At 62.6% G+C, this 21750-nt stretch carries 20 protein-coding genes and 1 pseudogene; 13 read left to right on the top strand and 8 right to left on the bottom strand.

Annotation, left to right across the window (positions count from 1 at the left end):
* Positions 1-53: 53 nt before the first annotated feature.
* Positions 54-1175 carry a sensor histidine kinase gene (locus HMPREF3120_RS08550; RefSeq protein ID WP_083284849.1) on the top strand — a complete coding sequence of 374 codons (1122 nt, stop codon included), beginning with the start codon at positions 54-56 and terminating at the stop codon, positions 1173-1175.
* A 181-nt stretch (positions 1176-1356) separates the two neighbouring features.
* Positions 1357-1980, top strand: coding sequence for a response regulator (locus HMPREF3120_RS08545; protein WP_070452378.1), 624 nt, complete (start codon positions 1357-1359; stop codon positions 1978-1980).
* A 307-nt stretch (positions 1981-2287) separates the two neighbouring features.
* On the opposite strand, the gene HMPREF3120_RS08540 is transcribed toward HMPREF3120_RS08545, so the two are convergent.
* A complete protein-coding gene (locus HMPREF3120_RS08540) occupies positions 2288-2866 on the bottom strand; it encodes a hypothetical protein (RefSeq protein ID WP_070452271.1) in 579 nt (192 codons plus the stop codon).
* Between the two features lie 175 nt (positions 2867-3041).
* Here HMPREF3120_RS08540 and HMPREF3120_RS12000 point away from each other — a divergent pair.
* Positions 3042-3176, top strand: a pseudogene (locus HMPREF3120_RS12000) (IS256 family transposase); the annotation flags it as partial.
* Positions 3177-3251: 75 nt separating this feature from the next.
* On the opposite strand, the gene mnmA reads toward HMPREF3120_RS12000, so the two are convergent.
* Positions 3252-4337 carry a tRNA 2-thiouridine(34) synthase MnmA gene (gene mnmA / locus HMPREF3120_RS08535; RefSeq protein WP_070452375.1) on the bottom strand — a complete coding sequence of 362 codons (1086 nt, stop codon included), beginning with the start codon at positions 4335-4337 and terminating at the stop codon, positions 3252-3254.
* A gap of 174 nt (positions 4338-4511) precedes the next feature.
* Between mnmA and HMPREF3120_RS08530 the strand changes: the two genes are divergently transcribed.
* From HMPREF3120_RS08530 to HMPREF3120_RS08495, 8 genes are all read left to right on the top strand, one after another.
* A complete protein-coding gene (locus tag HMPREF3120_RS08530) occupies positions 4512-6629 on the top strand; it encodes a heavy metal translocating P-type ATPase (protein ID WP_083284848.1) in 2118 nt (705 codons plus the stop codon).
* Between the two features lie 35 nt (positions 6630-6664).
* Positions 6665-6949 (top strand): metal-sensitive transcriptional regulator, encoded by a 285-nt coding sequence (locus HMPREF3120_RS08525; RefSeq protein WP_070452265.1) that lies wholly within the window; start codon positions 6665-6667, stop codon positions 6947-6949.
* A gap of 55 nt (positions 6950-7004) precedes the next feature.
* On the top strand, positions 7005-8117 hold the full coding sequence (locus HMPREF3120_RS08520; protein WP_070452262.1) for a sensor histidine kinase: 1113 nt from the start codon (positions 7005-7007) through the stop codon (positions 8115-8117).
* On the top strand, positions 8114-8794 hold the full coding sequence (locus HMPREF3120_RS08515) for a response regulator transcription factor (protein ID WP_070452259.1): 681 nt from the start codon (positions 8114-8116) through the stop codon (positions 8792-8794). The genes HMPREF3120_RS08520 and HMPREF3120_RS08515 overlap by 4 nt, the downstream gene beginning before the upstream one ends.
* 83 nt (positions 8795-8877) lie before the next feature.
* Positions 8878-9792 carry an ABC transporter ATP-binding protein gene (locus HMPREF3120_RS08510; protein WP_070452256.1) on the top strand — a complete coding sequence of 305 codons (915 nt, stop codon included), beginning with the start codon at positions 8878-8880 and terminating at the stop codon, positions 9790-9792.
* Positions 9789-10535 (top strand): ABC transporter permease, encoded by a 747-nt coding sequence (locus tag HMPREF3120_RS08505; RefSeq protein WP_070452253.1) that lies wholly within the window; start codon positions 9789-9791, stop codon positions 10533-10535. Before HMPREF3120_RS08510 ends, HMPREF3120_RS08505 begins: the two co-directional genes overlap by 4 nt.
* Before the next feature lie 3 nt (positions 10536-10538).
* Entirely contained in the window at positions 10539-11288 is a 750-nt protein-coding gene (locus HMPREF3120_RS08500; RefSeq protein WP_070452251.1) for an ABC transporter permease, read from the top strand.
* Between the two features lie 22 nt (positions 11289-11310).
* Positions 11311-12099, top strand: a complete 789-nt coding sequence (locus tag HMPREF3120_RS08495) for a spermidine synthase (protein ID WP_070452248.1) — start codon at positions 11311-11313, stop codon at positions 12097-12099.
* Here the strand turns inward: HMPREF3120_RS08495 and HMPREF3120_RS08490 are convergent.
* From HMPREF3120_RS08490 to HMPREF3120_RS08470, 5 genes are read right to left on the bottom strand one after another with little or no spacing between them, the layout of a single operon-like run.
* The gene (locus HMPREF3120_RS08490; RefSeq protein ID WP_083284847.1) at positions 12096-13142 is read right to left on the bottom strand and encodes a glycoside hydrolase family 25 protein; all 1047 of its coding nucleotides are present in this window, start codon (positions 13140-13142) and stop codon (positions 12096-12098) included. The genes HMPREF3120_RS08495 and HMPREF3120_RS08490 overlap by 4 nt on opposite strands.
* Before the next feature lie 58 nt (positions 13143-13200).
* Positions 13201-14310 carry a cysteine desulfurase family protein gene (locus tag HMPREF3120_RS08485; RefSeq protein WP_070452369.1) on the bottom strand — a complete coding sequence of 370 codons (1110 nt, stop codon included), beginning with the start codon at positions 14308-14310 and terminating at the stop codon, positions 13201-13203.
* Between the two features lie 10 nt (positions 14311-14320).
* A complete protein-coding gene (locus HMPREF3120_RS08480) occupies positions 14321-15460 on the bottom strand; it encodes a THUMP-like domain-containing protein (protein ID WP_070452245.1) in 1140 nt (379 codons plus the stop codon).
* Positions 15450-16325, bottom strand: coding sequence for an NUDIX hydrolase (locus tag HMPREF3120_RS08475; RefSeq protein WP_070452244.1), 876 nt, complete (start codon positions 16323-16325; stop codon positions 15450-15452). Before HMPREF3120_RS08475 ends, HMPREF3120_RS08480 begins: the two co-directional genes overlap by 11 nt.
* 18 nt (positions 16326-16343) lie before the next feature.
* Positions 16344-17138 carry an ABC transporter ATP-binding protein gene (locus HMPREF3120_RS08470; RefSeq protein WP_371441204.1) on the bottom strand — a complete coding sequence of 265 codons (795 nt, stop codon included), beginning with the start codon at positions 17136-17138 and terminating at the stop codon, positions 16344-16346.
* Between the two features lie 139 nt (positions 17139-17277).
* Here HMPREF3120_RS08470 and HMPREF3120_RS08465 point away from each other — a divergent pair, with 139 nt between their 5' ends.
* Positions 17278-19299, top strand: coding sequence for a maltotransferase domain-containing protein (locus tag HMPREF3120_RS08465; RefSeq protein ID WP_070452238.1), 2022 nt, complete (start codon positions 17278-17280; stop codon positions 19297-19299).
* 8 nt (positions 19300-19307) lie between these two features.
* Positions 19308-21485, top strand: a complete 2178-nt coding sequence (glgB, locus tag HMPREF3120_RS08460) for a 1,4-alpha-glucan branching protein GlgB (RefSeq protein ID WP_070452235.1) — start codon at positions 19308-19310, stop codon at positions 21483-21485.
* Here the strand turns inward: glgB and HMPREF3120_RS11770 are convergent.
* Positions 21482-21750, bottom strand: a 269-nt coding sequence (locus HMPREF3120_RS11770) for an HNH endonuclease signature motif containing protein (protein ID WP_141739414.1), incomplete at its 5' end; no start/stop codon positions are given. The two genes, glgB and HMPREF3120_RS11770, sit on opposite strands and share 4 nt — an antisense overlap.

Genomic DNA, 21750 nt, shown 5'->3' with positions numbered 1-21750 from the left:
CGACAGTTGGACATTCAGAAACTGAGTGTTGGGGTGAACCGTGACCTTCATTCTTGACTATTCGTTTATGTTTTCCATCGATAGAGCTATTGGTATTCAATGTGTTTGTTAATTTTTTTCGTTCTATTCGCCTATCGATAGCACTCGTGCTGTGCCTGCTTGCCCTTGTCTTGTGGGGCTTGCGTGTGCTGGTGATCGCTCCTGTCGATGTTGGTACCGGGGTTTTATTCCTCTTTTTAGTGGCTACACTGCCTCTTGCGGCATATCTTCCTACTGCTGCAGTTTTGGGATGTCTTATTTTGCTCGCGTTCGTTAACTTGTCTGGCCATTCGCCCGATCTGTTGACATTGACGGCGGTTCTGCTGGTTACGGTGGTTACTGCGCAACACAAGTACAAGACTGCTGTGGCCTTTGCTGCTATTACGACGCTACTCGGGTTTTTCTCCCCGGATCAAAAGTCGTTGAGTATGGATCCCCAGTCTGTAACCACCTTTACACTCATGATGGTCAGTGCCTTTGCTGCCGGGTGGTTTATCGCTAGGGTGCACACAAAACAGATGCGACAGAAGTCCCAGATGCGCAAACGTCAGGTAGAGGTAGCGGGATTTCTTCATGACATGGTGGCTGCTGATTTAACCGCGCTGATAGCGAGACTTGAAGCACTAGCGATCTCCATGCCGGAGAAGGAGCAAGCTCTACAGCGGTGTGCCGCCACAGCGCGTAAATCAATGGGTGACATCCGCACGCTGGTAGATGAGCTCAATGCCCAGACGATTAATCATCCGCAGGTGACCGTACCGGCACTACCAATGACAGTGATGCAAACTGCCCGTTCACTTCAGGAGGCCGGATTTCACGTTGAGACCACCACGACTATTCGTGTGGATCCTGGCTCTGAATCTATCAAAAGGGCGCTCAGTCAATGTCTATCTGAAGCTAGTGCCAACATCATCAAATATGCCGTCCCTTATTCCACAGTTAGTATTACCGCGACTGCAAATACCGAAAAAGTGACGGTGACTCTCGCCAACACCTATAGGCTCGGCCGTCGGCGAGCTGGCTCCAGCAATTTCGGTCTAGACTCTATGCAACGAACGATTGCTATCGTAGGCGGAAGCATGACACTAGACAGCACTGATGCCCGTTGGACGATTACCTTCCAGGTCCCGGTTTGAAAGGTTCCGTAATTGATATGAAAATGTTGGCCTCTCTAATCTTCACCGTTGGCCTTGCGGCAGGTCCCCTCCCACCAGTCGTGGCACCTTCCACTGAGGGTGAACCAGTGATCCAAACGAACCAGTTTATTAAGGACTGGCTGGGGTGCAGTAAGGGTCAAACACACCCTTGGTGCAGCAAATGAGTTTCACGATCCTGCTTGTTGATGATGATCCCGTAATCCGTGAATCATTTCCGGTTTACTTCTCTAAAGCTCCAGACCTAGAAGTTATCGCCACTGCCACAAACGGGCGCAGTGCACTGACGTGGCTCAACAATCACACCTGCGACATCGTATTGTCTGATGTACGTATGCCCGATATGGATGGGATCGAACTGCTGAAGAAGTTGAACAGTTTCGATGCCCCACCTGTCTTTGTCGTGATGACAGCATATGACACTGACGATACGATGATTACTTCTCTTGCGCGTGGGGCGTCCGGGTACGTCATCAAAGGCCAGCCACCGCAGAAAATCATTCAGGCGCTCAGGGATGCACTCAACGGAGGGACAAGTCTGTCACCTCAATGCGTGAAACGACTGGTTGCCCGATCCTCATGGGGGCGTTTCTCCGAACGGATAGAGAAAGCCTCCTTGACCGATAACGAGGAAACCGTCATGCAATTGCTGTGCCAAGGAAAAAGTAACAGGCAAATAGCGAACGCGTTGTTCTACTCGGAGCCCCACGTAAAAAGAATGGTGTCTTCCCTGCTAAAGAAGATGGACTGCAGATCCAGGGCAGAACTCATAGCGCTCTCATTCTGAACGGCCTATATAGTTGGCGGACCCACGCCGCTTAATGCTCGAGTGAGCCCACCAACCTTTTCATAGTGCGAGTGCTTTGCACCCCACCTTGATTCAATCCTGGCACTCAGCGCTAGGACCATCCCCGAGAAAAGTTATACACAATTCGACGGGCTGCCTGCCACCCGGATTTTGTCAGAGCTACACCTGCGATAAGCCCAGCGATGCCTCCAAAGAATACAGAAGGGAACCAAGGCATATCAGTGTAAAAACGAAATATGCCAAGTGCCACTAAGAATCCGCAAATCGTTACCATTGGGCGCATTTTTTACCATCCCATGTAGCTGGCAAGGGCGCCACCTGCACCGGCGATGCAGCTGATCGCAAGTCCTGGTCCAATTTTCTTTGCGAGAAACTTTACCAAGGCCCAGTAGGAAACCCTCTTCTCTAAAATTTCCAGGATTGTATCGTAACCGATTACGCTACCTGCACAACCAGCAATGCTTGCGGCAGCTGCGCTAAGAATTCCCTTATCGTCTTGGTCCGCTGCGGACCTAGTCTGAACTAGTACTGAATTCAGCTCAGCATCCATCTTCTCTGCTGAAGACAAGACTGTTTCCCGACCGTTGGAGTCAATGGCTACCGCGTCACCATCAGCGTTGAACCCGTACTCAACTGTTCCCGCAGGCAACGGGGAACCACCCGCGGACTCGATATCCTCATTGATTTGTTTGAGGTCATTTTCCGAAACAGTCTCTCGGTCTGCACCGAGAGTAGTGGGCACCTGGTGAGTCTCGACGCACTCCCGCTCCTGCATGGCAGGAGCTGCGCTGGCCGTAGCGACAGGGACTGTGACGAGAGCGGTAGAAACAGCTAGAGGGAGGATTAAAGCTTTCTTCAAAAGCATAAATAGATCCTTTCGGATTGATGAAAAGAGGGACAAGACAGCAGCTTTCAAGCTGCCCACCACTACATCTAATGGGGAAATTAAGTCTCTTCAACGTCTTTCCTCTGTCTGGAAGGATATTGATACGAAAGTATCGACTTGTAAAAACCATGGATTTAGAGGTGCCGACTCGATCCTTGCCCGCCGTGTGGGGTGCTCGCCGCGCACGCTGCAACGCCGATTCGAACCGTTCTGGCTCGTTGATGTGCCTGAACCCACCGTCGGTCACGACAAGCGGGTCTATGACCAGGTATTCCTCGACGGCACCTACATTGTCCGCTTCCCCTTTTCGGCTATAAACGAGGTGCGACTAACGAGGTTTGCGCGACCCCCCAGTGAATCCGTACTACGCCGTCGCACAGATCGTGCCGGAGCCAAGCACAATGTCGCCCAGTCCGTCCGGGTCAGGCAGGTAGAGCACGGCGGCCTGGCCGCGGGCCACGCCCTCGAGTGGCTGGTGGAGGGCAAGTGTCATCTGGTCGCCCTCGATACGCGCGGTGCAGGGCACAACCCCGCCGTGGGCGCGGATCTGTACGTTTGCCTCGAACTCGGCTGCTTCGGACATCGCCGGGTGGAGCACCTTCAGGCGGTCGGCGGTAATCTCCGAAACGCGCAGCGCATCGCGCGGACCCACGGTCACGGTGCCGGTTGCGGTGTCCACGTCGGTGACGTAGCGCGGCTTGCCGTCGGCGGCAGGCACGCGGATGTTCAAGCCCTTGCGCTGGCCGATCGTGTACTGGAACGCGCCGTCGTGCTCGGCGAGTTCGTTGCCGTCGGTGTCCCGAATCATGCCGGGGCGCATGCCGATGGAGCGCCCCAGAAACGCCTGGGTGTTGCCATCGGGGATGAAGCAGATGTCGTAAGAATCCGGTTTGGAGGCAGTAGCAAACCCGTGACGGGCGGCCTCCTCGCGGATCTGGGGTTTTTCCGTATCACCGACCGGGAAGATGCAGCGGTCCAACTCGTCGCGGGTCAGCACGCCGAGCACATACGACTGGTCTTTGTTCGGGTCGGTCGAGCGACGCAGGTTGCCGGCGTCGTCGATAATTGCGTAATGCCCTGTGGCAATCGCATCGAAGCCGAGCGTGACCGCGCGGTCCAGCAGAGCTGCGAACTTGATCTTCTCGTTGCAGCGCAGGCACGGGTTTGGGGTCTCGCCGTTCTCATACGACCACACGAAGTTGTCAATGACCTCTTCTTTAAACCGGTCCGAGAAATCCCACACGTAAAACGGGATGCCCAACTTGTCGCACACGCGGCGCGCATCCGCCGAGTCCTCGAGCGAGCAGCACCCGCGGGCGGATTCGCGCGTTTGCTGCGCGTCCTTGCTCAGCGCGAGATGCACACCGACGACGTCGTGGCCGGCCTCCACAAGGCGCGCAGCCGCGACAGACGAATCAACTCCCCCGCTCATGGCCGCTAATACTCGCATGTCGCGGGAGTGTAGTCCCGCGAGCACGAAAGGGGAAACGTCCGGCTGCATGCATCGAGACAATCCCCTGGACATATACCCCCATGGGGTATTAACGTGGGAGACGGTCGCCGCGCTAGCCCCCGGCGCGGCCGAACCGATCACAACCATGAACTGCAACGAAAGGACAGAACCATGAACGACAGGCACGCCCACTCCGGCACCGGACCCGGTGGGCACGCCAGCCATCATGAGCATGACGCTCACGAGGCTCATGCCGGACACGGTGATCACGACCACGCAGGACACGGTGGACACGGTGGACACGGTGATCACGTTGCCCAGTTCCGCAGACTCTTCTGGATCATGCTGGTTCTCGCGATCCCGGTCGTCGGGTTCAACAGCACTTTCGCCCATCTCATCGGCTATCAGCTGCCAGACACGGAATGGGCCCGGTGGATCTCACCACTTTTGGGCACGGTCATCTACCTCTGGGGAGGCCGGCCGTTCTTGACCGGGGCGGTCTCAGAGATCCGCTCCCGCAAACCCGGCATGATGCTGCTGATCGCGCTCGCGATCACGGTCGCCTTCGTCTCCTCTTGGGGTGCGAGCCTGAACTTGCTCGACCCCGGGCTGAATTTCTGGTGGGAACTGGCGCTGCTGGTGGTCATCATGCTGCTGGGGCACTGGATCGAGATGCGCTCCCTCGCCCAAACCACCTCGGCCCTGGATTCGCTCGCCGCTCTTCTGCCCGACGAGGCCGAAAAGATCGACGGCGACGAAGTGGTGAAGGTCACTCCGGCGGATCTTGAGGTCGGCGATGTCGTGATCGTGCGGCCCGGCGCGTCCGTGCCTGCCGACGGCACAATTGTCGACGGCAGCGCCAGCATGGACGAGTCGATGGTCACCGGTGAATCGAAAACGGTGCGCCGCGGTGAAGGCGAGCACGTGGTCGCTGGCACCATCGCGACAGACTCGGGCCTGCGCATCGAGGTCACGGCCACGGGTGGCGACACCGCGCTGGCCGGCATTCAAAAGCTCGTCACCGATGCGCAGGAATCGTCGTCACGCGCGCAACGTCTCGCGGACAAGGCTGCTGCCTTGCTGTTCTGGTTCACCCTCGGCGCCGCTATCTTGACCGCTGTGGTCTGGACCGTCGTCGGTGTGCCAAATGACGCGGTAGTGCGCACCATCACAGTGCTCGTCATCGCCTGCCCCCACGCCCTAGGCCTTGCGATCCCGCTGGTCGTCTCAATCGCGACTGAGCGCGCCGCACGCGGCGGGGTATTGATCAAGGATCGGCTCGCGCTCGAATCGATGCGCTCAGTCGACGCTGTGTTGTTCGACAAGACCGGCACGTTGACCAAGGGCGAGCCCACCGTCACCGCGATCGAACCCGCCGGCGGGCGCGATAAAGAAGACGTGCTTGCCCTGGCAGCGGCCGCTGAAGCAGACAGCGAGCACCCGCTCGCCCGCGCCATCACTGGGGCCGCTCAAGCTCGCGATGTGGCCGTGCCGCAGTCCACCGACTTCTCTTCATCGCCAGCCGTGGGTGTGAAAGCAACGGTCAACGACGAGGTGATCGAGGTCGGTGGCCCCTACCTGCTTGAGCAGCATTCCGCCGCGGAGCTTCCGGTCGCCGACGAGTGGCGAAAGGAGGGCGCGATCATTCTCCACGTTCTCGCCGACGGCGAGGTGATCGGAGCACTCCGGCTTGCCGACGAGATCCGCCCCGAATCCCGCGACGCCGTCGACGCACTGCACACAGCAGGTGCTCAAGTCGTCATGATCACCGGCGACGCGCAGGCCGTGGCGAACACCGTAGCGGGCGAATTGGGCATCGATCGGGTCTTCGCCGGTGTACGGCCGGAGGACAAGGCCGCAAAGGTCAAGGAACTGCAAGCCGAGGGCCACAAGGTCGCCATGGTCGGCGACGGTGTCAACGACGCACCGGCGCTGGCTCAGGCCGATGTCGGTATCGCGATCGGTGCGGGCACCGACGTGGCCATCGGCTCGGCGGAGGTCATCCTGGCAAGCTCTGATCCGCGATCGGTGCTCTCGGTCATTGAGCTCTCGCGAGAGACCTACCGGAAGATGAAGCAGAACCTGTGGTGGGCGGCCGGCTACAACCTGGTGTCCGTGCCGCTGGCCGCCGGTATCCTCGCTCCAATCGGCTTCGTGATGCCGATGAGCGTCGGTGCGATCCTGATGTCTGCCTCGACCGTCGTCGTCGCCCTCAACGCGCAACTGCTCCGCCGACTCGACCTCACCCCACAGAGCAGCACCGACCGGATACTTAACCGGTCCAAGTAGCCCGGAACCGTCCACACCAAACAAGGAGACCCATAATGAACGACCACGGCTACATCAGCGATAAAGACCGCTACCTCGCTCGGCTCAAGCGTATCGAGGGACAGACTCGCGGTATTCACCGCATGATCGACGAAAACGCCTACTGCATCGACATCCTCACCCAGATCAGCGCCGTCAACGCAGCGCTGAAGGGCGTAGCACTGGGCTTGCTGGACGATCACTTGGAGCACTGCGTCGCCAATGCCATCAAAGGCGGGCAGGAAGCCGAGGACAAGATCAAAGAGGCGTCTGCCGCTATCGCGCGGCTGGTGAAGTCCTAAGCGTCATACCGCAGTACGACGCGGCTGCCCGCGCCGGCAAGTAGCGTGGACGGCCATGAACTTTTCCACTACCCGCGCAGTGCGGATCCGCAATGCGAGCATGGCAGCGTTCATGCTGGTCCCCTGCCTAGTTGGGCTGCTGCCGGATTCGCGGCAGTTGGTTGTCGGGCTCGCACTGCTGGCCTGCGCCGTTGCGGCCCCGTTTACCCGCTGGCGCTGGCCACTGGAAACGTTCGCTGCGATCCTTACGGTGCTCATTCCCACGGCGTTCTGCGCATCGCTCCCCGTCGGCACAATCGCCGTGGCGCCGTTCGCCGCCTACATCGCCAGGCGCCACCTGCCCGCCCCGCACCGCGACATCGCCACGGGTGCACTGCTGCTTGGCGACGCCGCAGCCACCGCGTTCGTCATCCCCGCGCTCACCGCGCTCGAGCCTGCCGAGCGACTCCCCTACGTCTTCTGGAGCATCATTCTGCTGACTGTGGCGCTGCTGTTCGGCGAGCTGCGCCGCCGTGCCGAGGAGACCGCAGAGAAGGATCTGGCCCGACAGCGTGAGCAGTTCGAGCGCGATGCCCAGGAGCAGCGCGCCCACCTCGCGCGAGAGATCCACGACATTGTCACCCACTCGCTAACCGTCATCGTCGCACAGGCCGACGGCGCGCGCTTTGCCGCCACCCCGGAGGCGAAGGACGAGGCGCTGCACACCATCGGCAACGTCGGCCGCGACTCGCTGCGCCAGATGCGCGGCGTGGTGGAGCTGCTCCGCGCCCCTGAACAGCGCCCCGTTGAACCAACAACGCAACTGGACATCGACGGCCTGGTCGCCACCAGCCGCGCGGGCGGGCTTAACGTCGCATACACCGCCGAGGGCACCCCTCCCGAGCACCTGGCCCCGGCCACCGCGCTTACCGTCCAGCGCATCGTGCAGGAGTCCCTGACCAACGCCATGAAGCACGGCACCGGCCACGCCGAGCTCGCGGTGCGCTGGGGCGCAGATAACGTCGTGGTTGAAATGACGAACCCGGTCGCTCCCGGCGCGACCACTCGTCCGGGCCACGGAGTGGAGGGCATGCGGCAGCGCGCGGCGCTATCCGGCGGCACGGTGACCGCATCCTCCACCCCCGCCGGCACCTGGACCACAACGGCAAGGATCCCGCTGAACTCATGATCACTCTCGGACTCGCAGACGACCAAGCGTTGTTTCTCCACGGCATCCGCAACGTGCTGGACTCCCAGCCGGACATGGAGGTCCGCTGGCTCGCCGCGAACGGCGAGGAGGCAGTGCAGGCGTGCGACAACGATCCGGTGGGCATTGTGCTTATGGACGTGCAAATGCCCGTCCTCGACGGCATCGCCGCCACCCGGCGTATCACCCAGCACCATCCGGACACCAAGGTGATCGTGCTGACCACGTTCGACGACGAGGCCTACGTGCTCGGCGGGATTGGCGCGGGCGCGAGCGGGTTCCTGCTCAAGGACGCGGAACCGGAGGCGCTGCTGGACGCGATCCGCACGGTTGCAGGCGGTGACGCGGTGATTTCGCCGAGAGCGACGAACCGGATCGTCGCAAAGCTTGCTGCTCCGACAGAGGAGGCTGTGGCCCTGTCCGCCGCGGACCGCCTCGCGCTGCGTGAGCTCACAGAGCGCGAGCGCGAAGTACTCATCGCGATTGCCCGGGGCTGGAGCAACGGCGAGATCACCGAGCGGATGTTTATCTCCATGCCCACGGTGAAGACCCACGTGGGCCGGGTGCTGGCGAAGACACAGTCGCGCGACCGGGTGCACGCGGCCCTTTTCGCGTACCGGACCGGGTTGGTCTCGCGCGCGGACCTGCTGGATTCCTAAGCGGCGTCATACCTGGGTATCACACGCAAAATCGTGCCCTGTGCCGACGCGAAACCCCTTTCCGTTGCGCGAGCCTTGAGGACATGGAAACACCGATTATTCAGACCCACGGTCTGACCAAAACCTATGGACACACAGACGTCGTCCACAACCTCGACCTCAGGGTCGCCCCCGGCGTGGTGCACGGCCTGCTCGGTCCGAACGGCTCCGGCAAATCCACCACAATGAAGATGCTGCTCGGCCTCATCGCCCCCACGCACGGCGACATCAGCGTGCTCGGACACCCCATGACGCGAGCGAACCGCGCGCATGTCCTTGCCGGTGTCGGCTCGCTCATCGAAGCCCCCGCCGCTTACCCACACCTCACGGGTGGTGAAAACATGCGTATTGTCACGCGTCTGCTCGGCGCCGATCCCGAAGCGGTGCGCCGCGCGGTGTCGCTGGTGCGCCTCGAGGGCCAGATGGACAAGCTGGTGAAAAACTATTCGCTGGGTATGAAGCAGCGCCTCGGCATCGCGATGGCACTCGCACGCGACCCACAATTACTTATTCTCGACGAGCCCACCAACGGCCTTGACCCCGCCGGCATCGAGGAAATCCGCGAACTCATCATCAGCCTCGCCCGCGACCAAGGCCGCACGGTGCTGGTGTCGAGCCACCTGTTGTCTGAAATTGAGAAGATGGCGACCGACCTGACCATCATCAATCACGGCAAGCTCGTGTTTCAGGGCTCCCAAGACGAGCTGTACAGCGCGCAGTTGCCGGATGTGTTCATCCAGACGCCTGAGGTTGCAACCGCAGTCTCGGTCCTTCGCGCACTGCAACCGAAACGGGTCGAGGGTGGTGTGGAGCTTTCCGGGCTTGACGACGACCACCTCGCCGACACCATCGCCCTTTTGGTCGCACACGGCGTGCCACTCCACCAGGTTCTGCGAAAACGGCGCAGCCTCGAGGACATCTTCATCGGCTTAACCAACGACGAGGTGGCAAGCGCATGATGGTGGAATTTGCCAAACTCAAACGCACCAAAATCGTGTGGCTGAGCCTGCTCATGACGGTGGGGATCGTCCTATTCGCCAACATGAGTCTCTTCGCAGGCGACAACGCCGCCGCATTCCGGGCCAACCCAGAAACCGCGTGGGCGGGACATCTCATCGGATTCGCCATGGCGCTGGCGTTTTTGACCCCGTTGCAGCTTGCACTGGTGGCCAGCCGCATCGTGGATACGGAGCACGTCAACGGCGGGTGGCGGCTCAACGCCATCGCAGGAACTCGGCCCGGGGCGCTGCTTCTTCGAAAGTTTGGTGTTGCGACGGTGGTAGTTGTCGTCGCGAAGTGTTTTGAGTTCGCTGGGGCCGTAGCGCTGCCTGTCGCGATGGGCGCGCCTGCACCGCGCGGAGCGATGCTGGAGACATGGCTGCGCTTCGGTCTCGGTGTCGCGGGCACCACACTTGCGCTCCTCGCTGTGATGCTCTTGCTAGCCGCGCTTGTCGAGTCGCAACTTGTCGTGCTCGCCGTCGGGGTCGTCGGCGGGTTCTTTGGCATCGCATCACTGCTGTCCCCACCGTGGCTGGCTGCAGTCAATCCTTTCGGGTACATCGCTGTGATCCTCCCGTTCGGATTCACTGAAGCAGGGGTCACCCCGTCGCAGCCCGGCTGGGTGCTGTGGAGCGGCTACCTCGTCCTCGCCGTAGCGGTCTTGGTCGCCGGTACCAAAGCCCTGGATCGAAAGGAAATCTAGACCATGGACCTAATCCTTAACGACCTGCTCAAGTTTCGACGCTCCCACGTCTGGGCGGTCGCGTTCCTCGTCCCCGTAGTTGCCGTCGCGATCGGCGCCGGCAACTACGCCGCGAACACCGGCACCCTGACCGCCGGTTGGGGCAGCTACTTCTCGCAAGTCATGCTGTTTTATGGGTTGCTGTTCTGCACTGCTGGCATCGCGATCCTCGCCGCAGCCGCCTGGCGAGTCGAGCACCGCGGGCACAACTGGCTCACCATGCTCACTTCGACGCGTTCGGTGGGCAACCTGGTGGCGTCGAAAATCGCCGCGATCGCGGTTACTGTCGCAGCGATGCACGCTGTTCTCATCGGCCTCACGTTGTTCGTCGGTTGGGCGTTGGGGATTCCCGGTGCAGTGCCAGGCGAGCTCCTCGTCGCAGCGTTATTGGCCCTGGCACCAGCCGTTGCGGTGGCGTCATGGCAGTCACTGCTGTCTATGGTCATCCGTAGTTTTGCAGCACCCATCGGCATTGCGGTGGTGGTAAGTCTCGTATCGTTTGGCGCACTCGCGGCTGGCGTGCCTGGCGTGCGGTTCATCGTGGCGCCTGCGTTGTTGTCGCACACGCTGTGGCTGGGCAGTTCCGCCGTCGCCGCCGCTGGAGCGCTCGACACTGGCACCGTTACAGGCGTTCTCGCCGCCTCCGCAGCGTTGACCGTGGCTGGCTGGGCGGTTGCTGTGGCCTACCTACGGCGTACCGACGCGCGGATCTAGGCACCGGGTACGCTCACCAGCCATGGCCGCCAAAAGTGAGTTTTATGAAATCGATACCGGTGTCGCGGAGGTGCTCCACGAGCCGGACGGGTCGATGGTGTTGCTGGTCAACGGGGTGCCCAGTTCCCACATCGTGCCTGGCGACCCGCAGCGCCTCGATTTTGAGTACATGCGCTGGATGGCGGACTTTTTGGATACCCACTACTCGGACGAGGCGAAGCCGAAGTCCCGGCTGACACACCTGGGCGGCGGCGCGTGCACGCTGGCGCGCTACTTTGCCAGCGCGTGGAAGGGCTCGCGCAACACGGTGGTGGAGATCGATTCCGAGTTGGCGGTGCTCGCCCGCGAGCTTTTCGACATCCCGCGCGCCCCAGCCGTGAAGATTCGTGTCGACGACGCCCGCGACGTCACCAACACCTTCAAGCCCGCCACCCGCGACGTGATCATCCGAGACGTGTTCTCGTCGGCCACCACGCCGCGGAATCTGACGACGGTGGAGTTCTATGCGGCGGTGAGGTCGTCGATAAGCGATCGCGGCTTTTACCTCGCCAACTGCGGCTCCCACGCCGACCTGAAGGAGGCGAAAGAGGAACTCGCCGGCATGCTGGAAGTATTCCCGCACGTTGCGGCGATCGCCGACCCGCCGATGTTCAAGGGGCGTCGCTACGGCAACATCGTGCTCATCGGCGCCAACCACCCGATCGAAGCCGGCGACGTGCTCACCCGCGAGCTGCTCAAAGGCGGGGTGCCAGCGCAGTTCAAGGGGCTTGCGTGGGCGCGCCGCTTTGCGACGACCCCACGCCACGACTAGTGCTTCAGCGCGTTATCCAACAAAATCAGCAGATCACCGATTTGGTAGTTGCCGACCATCATGTTGCGTAGGTCGTCGATAGGCAGCTCGCCTTGGCCCGCGAGCTGCTGGACCAAGCGCGCGATGTTGTTCGCATCCGTCAGATCAAAGCCTGCGACACGTGCGGCGTCGATGAACTGCTGCACACCAAGACCACCCGCGGCCAGTGCAAGGACTGCGACAACCAACTTCGTGCTGTCCTGCTCAAGCACGCGCAACTCCCCGGAATCTGGCGCCTGGAAACGCTCCAACACGCCACCAGCAGCGTTCAGGTTGCCCGCGGCAAACTGGTTCAACTGGCCAGACGTGCCGTTGAACAGGTTCATGTCCACCGGGGTGTTGATGCCGACGACGCGGCCGGAGTCGCTGCGCTGCCAAAACGACAACTTGTCCCAACCACCAACCGGCGCCGGGGGCTGATTCTGGTACGCGGCAAGCCACAGCGGGTAGGACGTGAACGCAGAGGTGTCGTTCATGTGCTCGTACCAGAAGTAGCGGTACGTGTAGATCATCGGCTTCTTGCCCGTCTGCGCCTGCACCTCAGACAAAAAGCGCTGCGTCCACGCCGCAAGCTGGACCGGGCCGAGGCCCTCGTCGACCTCAAGGTCGAGCACCGGCGGCAACTGCGTTGCCGGGCCCTGGTTGATCACGGAGGCGAAGTAACGCGCCTGCGTGACAGGGTCCTCGGCGGGGCGCGCGTAGTGGTAGGCGCCGACCTTCAGGCCGGCGTCGGCAGCGGCTTTGGCGTCCTCGTCGTAGAACTCGTTCTTCCAGCCCTCCCCCTCGGAGGCCTTGACAAAGGCGAAGTCCTGGCCGCCTATCGTGCTCACCGAGCGCCAGTCGATGGCCGCACCGCCCGGACGCTGGTGGCCCGCGACGTCGACGCCGGAGACCACGCCCGGGATCGACTGAGCGTCGGCCTGACCAAGCGGGGTGACGGTCGTGGCAAAAAACAGAGCGGCTGCTGCGGCCGCTGCGGAACGGATTCGGCGAGACATCTGCATGCGGGCAACACTAGTGCACCCAAATCACACACATCACACGCGACACGCGCGTTGCCGGTTAGAGCGCGCCGGCTGCCCGCGCCTTTTCCACCACGTCCGGAATCACGTTGAGAAACGCCTCCACGTCCTGCGCCGTGTTCGTACGCCCCACCGTCACACGCAACGCCCCCATCGCCTCACGCTCGCTGTAGCCCATCGCCTCCAGCACATGGCTCATGCGCAGCACGCCACTGGCGCACGCCGAACCCGCCGACACCGAAATACCCTGCACGTCCAGAAGCATGATCAGCGCGTCCGCGTTCGCGCCGGGGAACATGAAGTGCGCATGTCCCGGCAGCGCGGGCTCTTGCGTTGCGACGACCACCCCATCGACCCGCCGCCTCACCCCCTCAACGAGCGCATCCCGCAGCCGCTCAATCTCGGTGTGTTCCGCGATCGCCTCCTCGAGCGCGACCGCAGTGGCAGCAGCCGATGCGACATCAACCGTGCCGGAGCGGATCCCGCGCTCCTGCCCCCCGCCCAGAATCACCGGCTTCGGCGCGGGCGAACGCTTCGCCAGCAGAATGCCGGTGCCGCGCGGGCCGCCAAACTTGTGAGCGCTGGCCGCAAGCGTGGTCGCGCCAAGCGCGTGAAAATCCACCGGCACGTGGCCGACCGCTTGCACCGCATCGACGTGCACCGGCGTGCCGACGGCGGTGGCGCGCTCGATCGCCTCACCCACCGGTTGGATCGCGCCAGTTTCGTTGTTCGCCCACATCATCGTCGCAACCGCTGCCGGCGTATCCAGCGCACTCAAGTCCGTAACGTGCCCGTCGCGACCCACCGGCAGCCACTCCACATCCGCCCCAGTCTGGCCCAGAGACTTGACTACCTCGAGCACGGCAGGGTGCTCGATCGGCGTGGCAACCACCCGATCCAGCTCGGATGCATCAAACAGCCCACGCACCCCAATGTTGTTTGCCTCTGTGCCCGAGCCGGTAAACACCACCTCGACGGGGTCGGCGCCGAGGGCGCCCGCGATGCGCTCGCGGGCGTCGGCAAGCACAGCGTTCGCCTTGCGCCCCGCGGCGTGTTGGCTTCCCGCGTTGAGGGCGCCTGCGTGTTCCACCCACGCGTCGATCGCACTTTGGCGCATCGGAGTTGTAGCAGCGTGATCGAAATAGACCATGCGCCCAAGGTTAGGCGTGCACGCGCGGCCCGCACACATGCGCCACCGCCTGATCCCCAATCCGCGCGATCACCACCGCCATCTGTGCCTTGCCGCGCAGCTTCAATTTCTTGCGCAACTGGTCCGGGTCCACATCCACGCCGCGCACGAGGATCTCCACGCTGCCAGCACCGTGGGAGGCGAGCACCTTCTTCAGGGCACGCAGCGGCACCGCTTCGAGGAAGGGAAAGCCACTGTAGCCTGCCGGGATCTGCTCGCCGGTCAGATACGCGATGTGCTCGTCGAGCATGCTCAGCCCGTGACGCGCAGCCCACCCACGCACCAGGCCCGCGCGCACCACTGCCCCGTCCGGGTCGATGATGTAGCGCTGTGGGGCGGTGACGTCGACGGTGTCGTCGTCAAGATCGGTGACGCGCTCCTCGCCATCTCGCAGGACCACCGCTTCTCGACGAACCCCTCCCGCCAACCCCGGCGTATACAAACACGCCTCCTTGACACCACCGTCGACGGACACCACGCTGACCAGACCGTCCCACTCCGAATAGTCGATGCCCGGCGCGCACTTCACTGCCATCTCGCGGCCGGCCTGCGCATCGAGCAAATCCGGCAGCGGTGGAAGCAACTGGGCTGGGTCGGTGATTCGGCGGCCCCCGGCGCGACGCGCTGGATCAGCAACCACCACCCCGTCAGACGTCACCGGCCTGAGCGCATCCGCCTGCGCCAGCCACGCCTCTTGCCCCAAGTTGTGCCGCGCCATGATCAAACGAGGCATGTCTAAGTCGCTGCCCATCCACGCAATGCCGCGCTGACGAAACGCCGGCGCCTCCGAGCCGACAGAACACGTCACGTCGTGCACCATCTGCGCTCCCGCCGCGGCAATGCGCGCGGCACGTACCCCCGCTACGCGTGCTGGGGTGGCCTGCTGCGCGGCGTCGGCATCGGTAAGCCAATGGGCAGGAAACTTGCCGGCTGCGGCGCGCCGGGCGGCGATAAGCGCGCTGACGGCTCGGGCGTAGTCGCCAAAGTGTTGGTCCAACACCGCACGGTCGGCGAACACACTCTTTTTGGTCAGGGCGATCTCGGGCTCGACTGCGGAGATCGCGTCAGCGTTCGCTGCGAGGAACCGTGCCTCTGCGACGCTAAATGTCATAGCGTTTTCCAATCCGGTCTACTGGTCGGAACGTGAAGAACTCTTCGTATCGCGCATCGTCGACCGGGTCACCGATCACGGGAGCGAGGCTTGCTCCTTCCGCGGCGTGCAGGACGTCGTCGACAGTGTCAAAGCGTCGCAGCTCGCTTAACTGCGCCCACGTCGAAGGGGCAAGGCGCACCAATCCATGCCGCCAGCCGTCGAGGATCAACTGTGGTGGGAACCAGTTCGCATCGTCTGCCTCCCACGTATCCGAATCCGGCTCTTGGCCCTCCGGATTAGCGGCGACAAAGGTAAACGTGTCAAACCAATTGCCGCTTTCGGACACCCCCACCCAGCGCGCCACCGGCTTGAGCAAGTCCGCGCACACGTTGAGGTTGCTCTCCTGCAACACGTCGGTCAGGGACAACTCGTGCGATTCCAGCAGGAGGCGGTGGTTGTGGAAGGGGCGGGCGTCGTCGAGAAGCGTGCCGTCGTCGTCAACCGCAAGCAGTGTGCCAGTCTCCTCGAACAGCTCGCGCACCGCAGCAAACAGCACCGCGTGGGCCTTGTACTTGGTCACCCCCAGCTGGCGAGCCAGCGAAATCGCCGAACGCCCAAGCCACAACTCGCCATCATCCCAAGCACGCGGCGGGAAATCACGCGAATCCACCCCGCCGCCCGGAAACACCGTCAACCCCGGGTAATTCGGCATGGACAGGACACGCTCCTGCACCCACACCTCAATCCCCTCGGCGCTATTACGTAGCAGAATTACCGTCGCAGATAAACGCGCACCGAAAAACCCGCTCTTCTCGCTCGGGTCAATCGAATCGGCCTCGTCGTGCGACAACACGGCCTCGTTGCGCTTCTTCTCCGTCGGCATTGCTCCCACCCCGGCGGTCTACGCCCGGTGCGCACCCCTGCGGGCTGAACGGGCGCGGCGTGCGAAGAAACGCCCGTCATCGCGCGTCACTTCGATCGGCTGGTGGTAGGCGCGCGAGACGTTCTCGGACGTCAGCACGTCATCGATGAGGCCTTGGGCGACAATCTCGCCTTCGTCCAGCAGCATCGCGTGGGTAAACCCGTTCGGGATCTCCTCGAGGTGGTGGGTGATCATGACGATCGCCGGCGCATCCGGGTCCATCGCCAGATCCCCCAGGTAGGCCAGGAGGTCCTCGCGGCCGCCGAGGTCCATGCCGGCGGCGGGCTCGTCGAGAATGAGCAGCTCCGGGTTGGTCATCACGGCACGCGCAACGAGCACGCGCTTCTTCTCGCCGTCAGACAGGGTGCCCCAGCGACGGTCGATCAGGTGCATCGCGCCGACTTGCTCAAGTACTTCGAGGGCTTGGTCGTAATCCATCTCGTCGTAGTCCTCGCGCCAACGCCCCAAAATGGCGTAACCAGCGGAGACCACGAGGTCGCCGACCTTCTCGTCCTCCGGCACACGGTTCGCCACCGCGGAGGACGTCACGCCGATCGCAGCACGCAGGTCGCGCATATCGGTCGCGCCGACGCGCTCGCCGAGAATGAACACGTGGCCTGCCGATGGGAATTCCTGCGCCGACGCCATCCGGATCAAGGTGGTCTTACCGGCGCCGTTCGGCCCGATGACCACCCACCTCTCGTCGAGCTCGACCTGCCAATCGACAGGGCCGACGAGCGTGTGTCCGCCACGAATGAAGGACACGTTGCGCATGTCGATGAGCAGGTCCAGATCTGTCACCAATTCCTCTGTCTGATTCACGTCCCCCATCTTGGCCTATTTCGGCCCGCGTGTGTGGTTGCCCCGCGCTACCCTGGCGGGTGAATCAATGGTCGCTCGGAAGGTTTTGATGATGGTTGCTCGCTTCGGCATCGACGACGTCCGCCCCCAGGTCTCTGGGCGCACGTTGCCGTCGAAGGCGGTTGTTGGTGAGGTCGTGCCGGTTTCCGCGTTGGTGTGGCGCGAGGGCCACGATGCGATTGCTGCGACGCTGGTACTTGTCGCGCCGTCGGGTGCGCAGTACGAGGTGCCGATGCACGCCGAGTTTCATCGGCCGGATTATTGCCATGCGGTGTTTGTGCCGGACGAGCAAGGTCTGTGGCGCTATCGGGTGGATGCGTGGAGCGACGTCATGGCCACGTGGCGCAACGCGGTGGAAAAGAAGCTCGCCGCCGGCCAGTCGGAGGCGGAGTTGGCCAACGATATCGCGCATGGCGTGGAATTGTTCGACGCCGCGATTGCTCAGCATTCCTCCCCGGTGCTTGCCTCCGCGCGCGCATCGCTTATCGACGACACCCTGCCCCTTTCCCAACGCCTCACCCCCGGGTGTTCCCAGGAGGTGCAAGACGTGCTCGCCGAACACCCCCTGCGTGAATTGGTCACCCGCGGGCCCGTCGCCGATATCCTTGTGGAGCGTCGCGAGGCACTCGTGAACTCCTGGTACGAACTGTTTCCGCGCTCCACCGGCGGTGTGGATAAAAAGGGCAACCCGATCCACGGCACCTGGGCCACCACCGCGGCGCAATTGGACCGAGTGGCGGCGATGGGGTTCGACACCGTCTATTTCCCGCCCATCCACCCGATTGGCGAGGTCAACCGCAAAGGCCGCAACAACACCCTCACCCCCGAAGACGGCGACGTCGGCTCCCCGTGGGCGATCGGGTCTAAATACGGCGGCCACGACGCCTTCGACCCAAACCTGGGCGGCGAGGACGAATTTTTGGACATGATGGACCAAGCCAACGAGTTGGGTCTGGAGATCGCCCTCGACTTTGCTCTCCAGGCAGCACCCGATCACCCGTGGGCGAAGGAACACCCCGAGTTTTTCACCGTGCTCGCCGACGGCACCATCGCGTACGCCGAAAACCCGCCGAAGAAGTACCAGGACATCTACCCGCTGAACTTCGACAACGCGCCCGAGGCGCTCTACGCCGAGATCTACCGGGTGCTCATGTACTGGGTCAACCTCGGCGTGACCACCTTCCGTGTAGACAATCCCCACACGAAGCCGGTGAACTTCTGGCACTGGCTCATTTCCAAGGTCCACGAAACCGATCCGGACGTCATCTTCCTCGCCGAGGCGTTTACCCGCCCGCCGCGCATGTACGGGCTGTCCAAGGCTGGGTTTAGCCAGTCGTACACCCACTTCACCTGGAAAGTGACCAAGGCGGAGTTGACCGACTTCGCCCAACTGCTTGTCGATGTCGCCGACGTCTCCCGCCCCAACCTCTTCGTCAACACCCCCGATATCCTCCACGCCACCCTGCAGACCGGTGGCCCGGCAGCGTTTGCCCTGCGCGCCACACTCGCCGCCACTATGAGCCCATTGTGGGGCGTGTACTCCGGCTACGAACTCTACGAAAACCGCCCCGTCGCCGCCGGCAGCGAGGAATACCACGACAGCGAAAAATACCAACTGCGCCATCGCGACTTCGACGCTGCTCTCAAGCAAGGCAAATCCCTCGAGCCGTACCTGACGCTGCTCAACCAGATCCGTCGCGACAACCCCGCCCTGCAGCAACTGCGCCAAATCCGCTTCCACCGCATCGACAACGACAACCTCATCGCCTACTCCAAGGTCGATGCGATTTCCGGCAACGCGGTGTTGGTCGTCGTCAATCTGGACCCCACCGGCACCCAAGAAGGCCTGCTGCACATCGACGCCGACGCCATCGGACTGAGCCCCGGCACCTTCGACGTCCACGACCAGATCACCAACGAGCGATACACCTGGACAACCGCCGAAACCGGCAACTACGTCAAACTCACACCCGAGAAAAACGTCGCGCACATTCTGCGTTTGCCCGAGGTTGCGCCGGATCGTCGAGAAGCACTCGCGTACCGTCAGATCTCAGACCACGACTACCGCCCCTAAGGACCACCATGAACACCAACCTGCTCATCCCGGACGGGGACCGCCAACGCCTCCTCGCCTGCACCCACAACGCACCCCACGACATCTACGGCTGGCACCCCCACGGCGACGGATCCATCATCCGCACCCGCTTCATCGGTGCCGAACGCGTCGAACTGCTCATCCACAACGCGTCCCAACCCATGCAACCGCTTGGCGACGACATCTGGGCCACCACCCTCGACGACACCCACACCCCCGACTACCGCTACCGCATCACCTACCCCGGTGCAGCCCCCATCATCGTCGCCGATGCCTACAACTTCCTACCCACCCTCGGCTCCCTCGACATCCACCTCATCAACGAAGGCCGCCACGAACGCCTCTGGGACGTCCTCGGCGCAAACGTCCGCACCTACGAAACCACACTCGGCGTCGTCACCGGCACCTCATTTGCCGTCTGGGCACCCAACGCCACCGGCGTAGCCGTCATCGGCAACTTCTGCTCCTGGAACCCCAGCCAGTACCCCATGCGCAGCCTCGGCGTCTCCGGCGTCTGGGAAATCTTCATCCCCGGCATCGGCGACGGCGACGCTTACAAATTCGCCATCCACACCGCCGAAGGCACACGCATCGACAAAGCCGACCCGCTGGCTAAACGCACGTTGACTCCGCCGGAGACGGTCTCGGTCGTCGCAAAGCCAAGCGAATTCGAATGGAGCGACCACGACTGGATCACCGCCCGTGCCGGACGCGATGCCACCAACTCCGCCATGAGCATCTACGAATGCCACATCGGCTCCTGGAAACAAGGCTCCACCTACGCCACGCTTACCGACGAACTCGTGCCCTACCTCGTCGAAAACGGCTACACCCACGTCGAATTCCTCCCCGTCGCCGAACATCCCTACGGCGGCTCCTGGGGATACCAAGTCACCGGCTACTACGCCCCCACCGCACGCTGGGGAAGCCCCGACGACTTCCGCCGCCTCGTCGACACACTGCACGCCAACGGCATCGGCGTCATCGTCGACTGGGTGCCCGCCCACTTCCCCAAAGACGACTTCGCCCTCGCACGCTTCGACGGCACACCCCTCTACGAACACCCCGACTGGCGACGCGGCGAACAACGCGACTGGGGCACCTACGTGTTCAACTTCGGCCGCCGCGAAGTCCGCAACTTCCTCGTCGCCAACGCCCTGTACTGGTTCGAAGAATTCCACCTCGACGGCATCCGCGTCGACGCCGTCGCCTCCATGCTCTACCTCGACTACTCCCGCGAACCCGGCGAATGGCTCCCCAACCAACACGGCGGCCGCGAACACTGGGAAGCCGTCCAATTCCTCCAAGAAATGAACGCCACCGTCCACCGCGAACACCCCGGCGTGCTCACCATCGCCGAAGAATCCACCGCATGGCCAGGCGTGACCGCCCAAACCGACGCCGACGGCCTCGGATTCTCCATGAAGTGGAACATGGGTTGGATGAACGACACCCTCGAATACTTCTCACTCGACCCCGTCCACCGCTCCCACCACCACAACGAAATCACCTTCTCGCTCGTCTACGCCTTCTCCGAACGCTACGTCCTACCGTTCAGCCACGACGAAGTCGTCCACGGCAAAGGCTCCCTGTGGCAGCGCATGCCTGGCGACGACTGGAACAAAGCCGCGGGCTTACGCGCCCTTTACGGCTACATGTACTCCCACACCGGCAAACCACTCATGTTCATGGGCTGCGAATGGGGCCAAACCACCGAATGGGACGAAGCCCACTCCATCAACTGGGACGACCTGCACCGCGACTACCACGCCGGCATCAAGCGCCTCGTACGCGACCTCAACCTGGTCTACCGCGACACCCCCGCCCTGTACTCCCAAGACAACCCCCCCATGGGCTTCCAGTGGATCAAGGGCGACGACGCCTCAAACAACGTCCTCGCCTACATCCGCTGGGGCGTCGACGCCACCCCAGTCCTCGCCGTGATCAACCTCTCGGGAGTCTCCCTACCCAACTACCGCCTCGGCCTGCCCGAAGCAGGCGCATGGGACATGCTGATCAACACCGACGAATCAGTCTACGGTGGCGCGGGCAACGAACTGCCGCGCACCGTGTACACCGAACCCACCGAGTGGGACCGGTTCGACCAGTCCATTGAGCTGCACATCCCAGCCATGAGCGTGCAGTACTACGTCCTCCGGCGCTAAAAGCCGAAGAGTTGGTCCATTGCCCCGCGGTTGGTGTTTTTCACCGGGTAGCCGCGGGGCGAAATCCATACCGGGGCACCCCGCACCATGACGATCCGGCCCCGTTTCTTACGCCACGGGTCATCATCATTGACCCGGTTGTGATACCTGCATAGCGGCGCCAGGTTGCCAATATTGGTCTCCCCACCATGCCGCCACGCCTCCACGTGGTGTAACTCGCAGTTGTCAGCCCCGTGACGACAGCCAGGAAACGCACACACCGGCG

Origin of the sequence: Corynebacterium sp. HMSC11D10, assembly GCF_001806995.1 — a bacterium.
In the GTDB taxonomy this organism is placed as follows: domain Bacteria; phylum Actinomycetota; class Actinomycetes; order Mycobacteriales; family Mycobacteriaceae; genus Corynebacterium; species Corynebacterium coyleae.
Note: the sequence above shows the minus strand (reverse complement) of the source record. Positions and strands in the feature narration are given on the sequence as shown.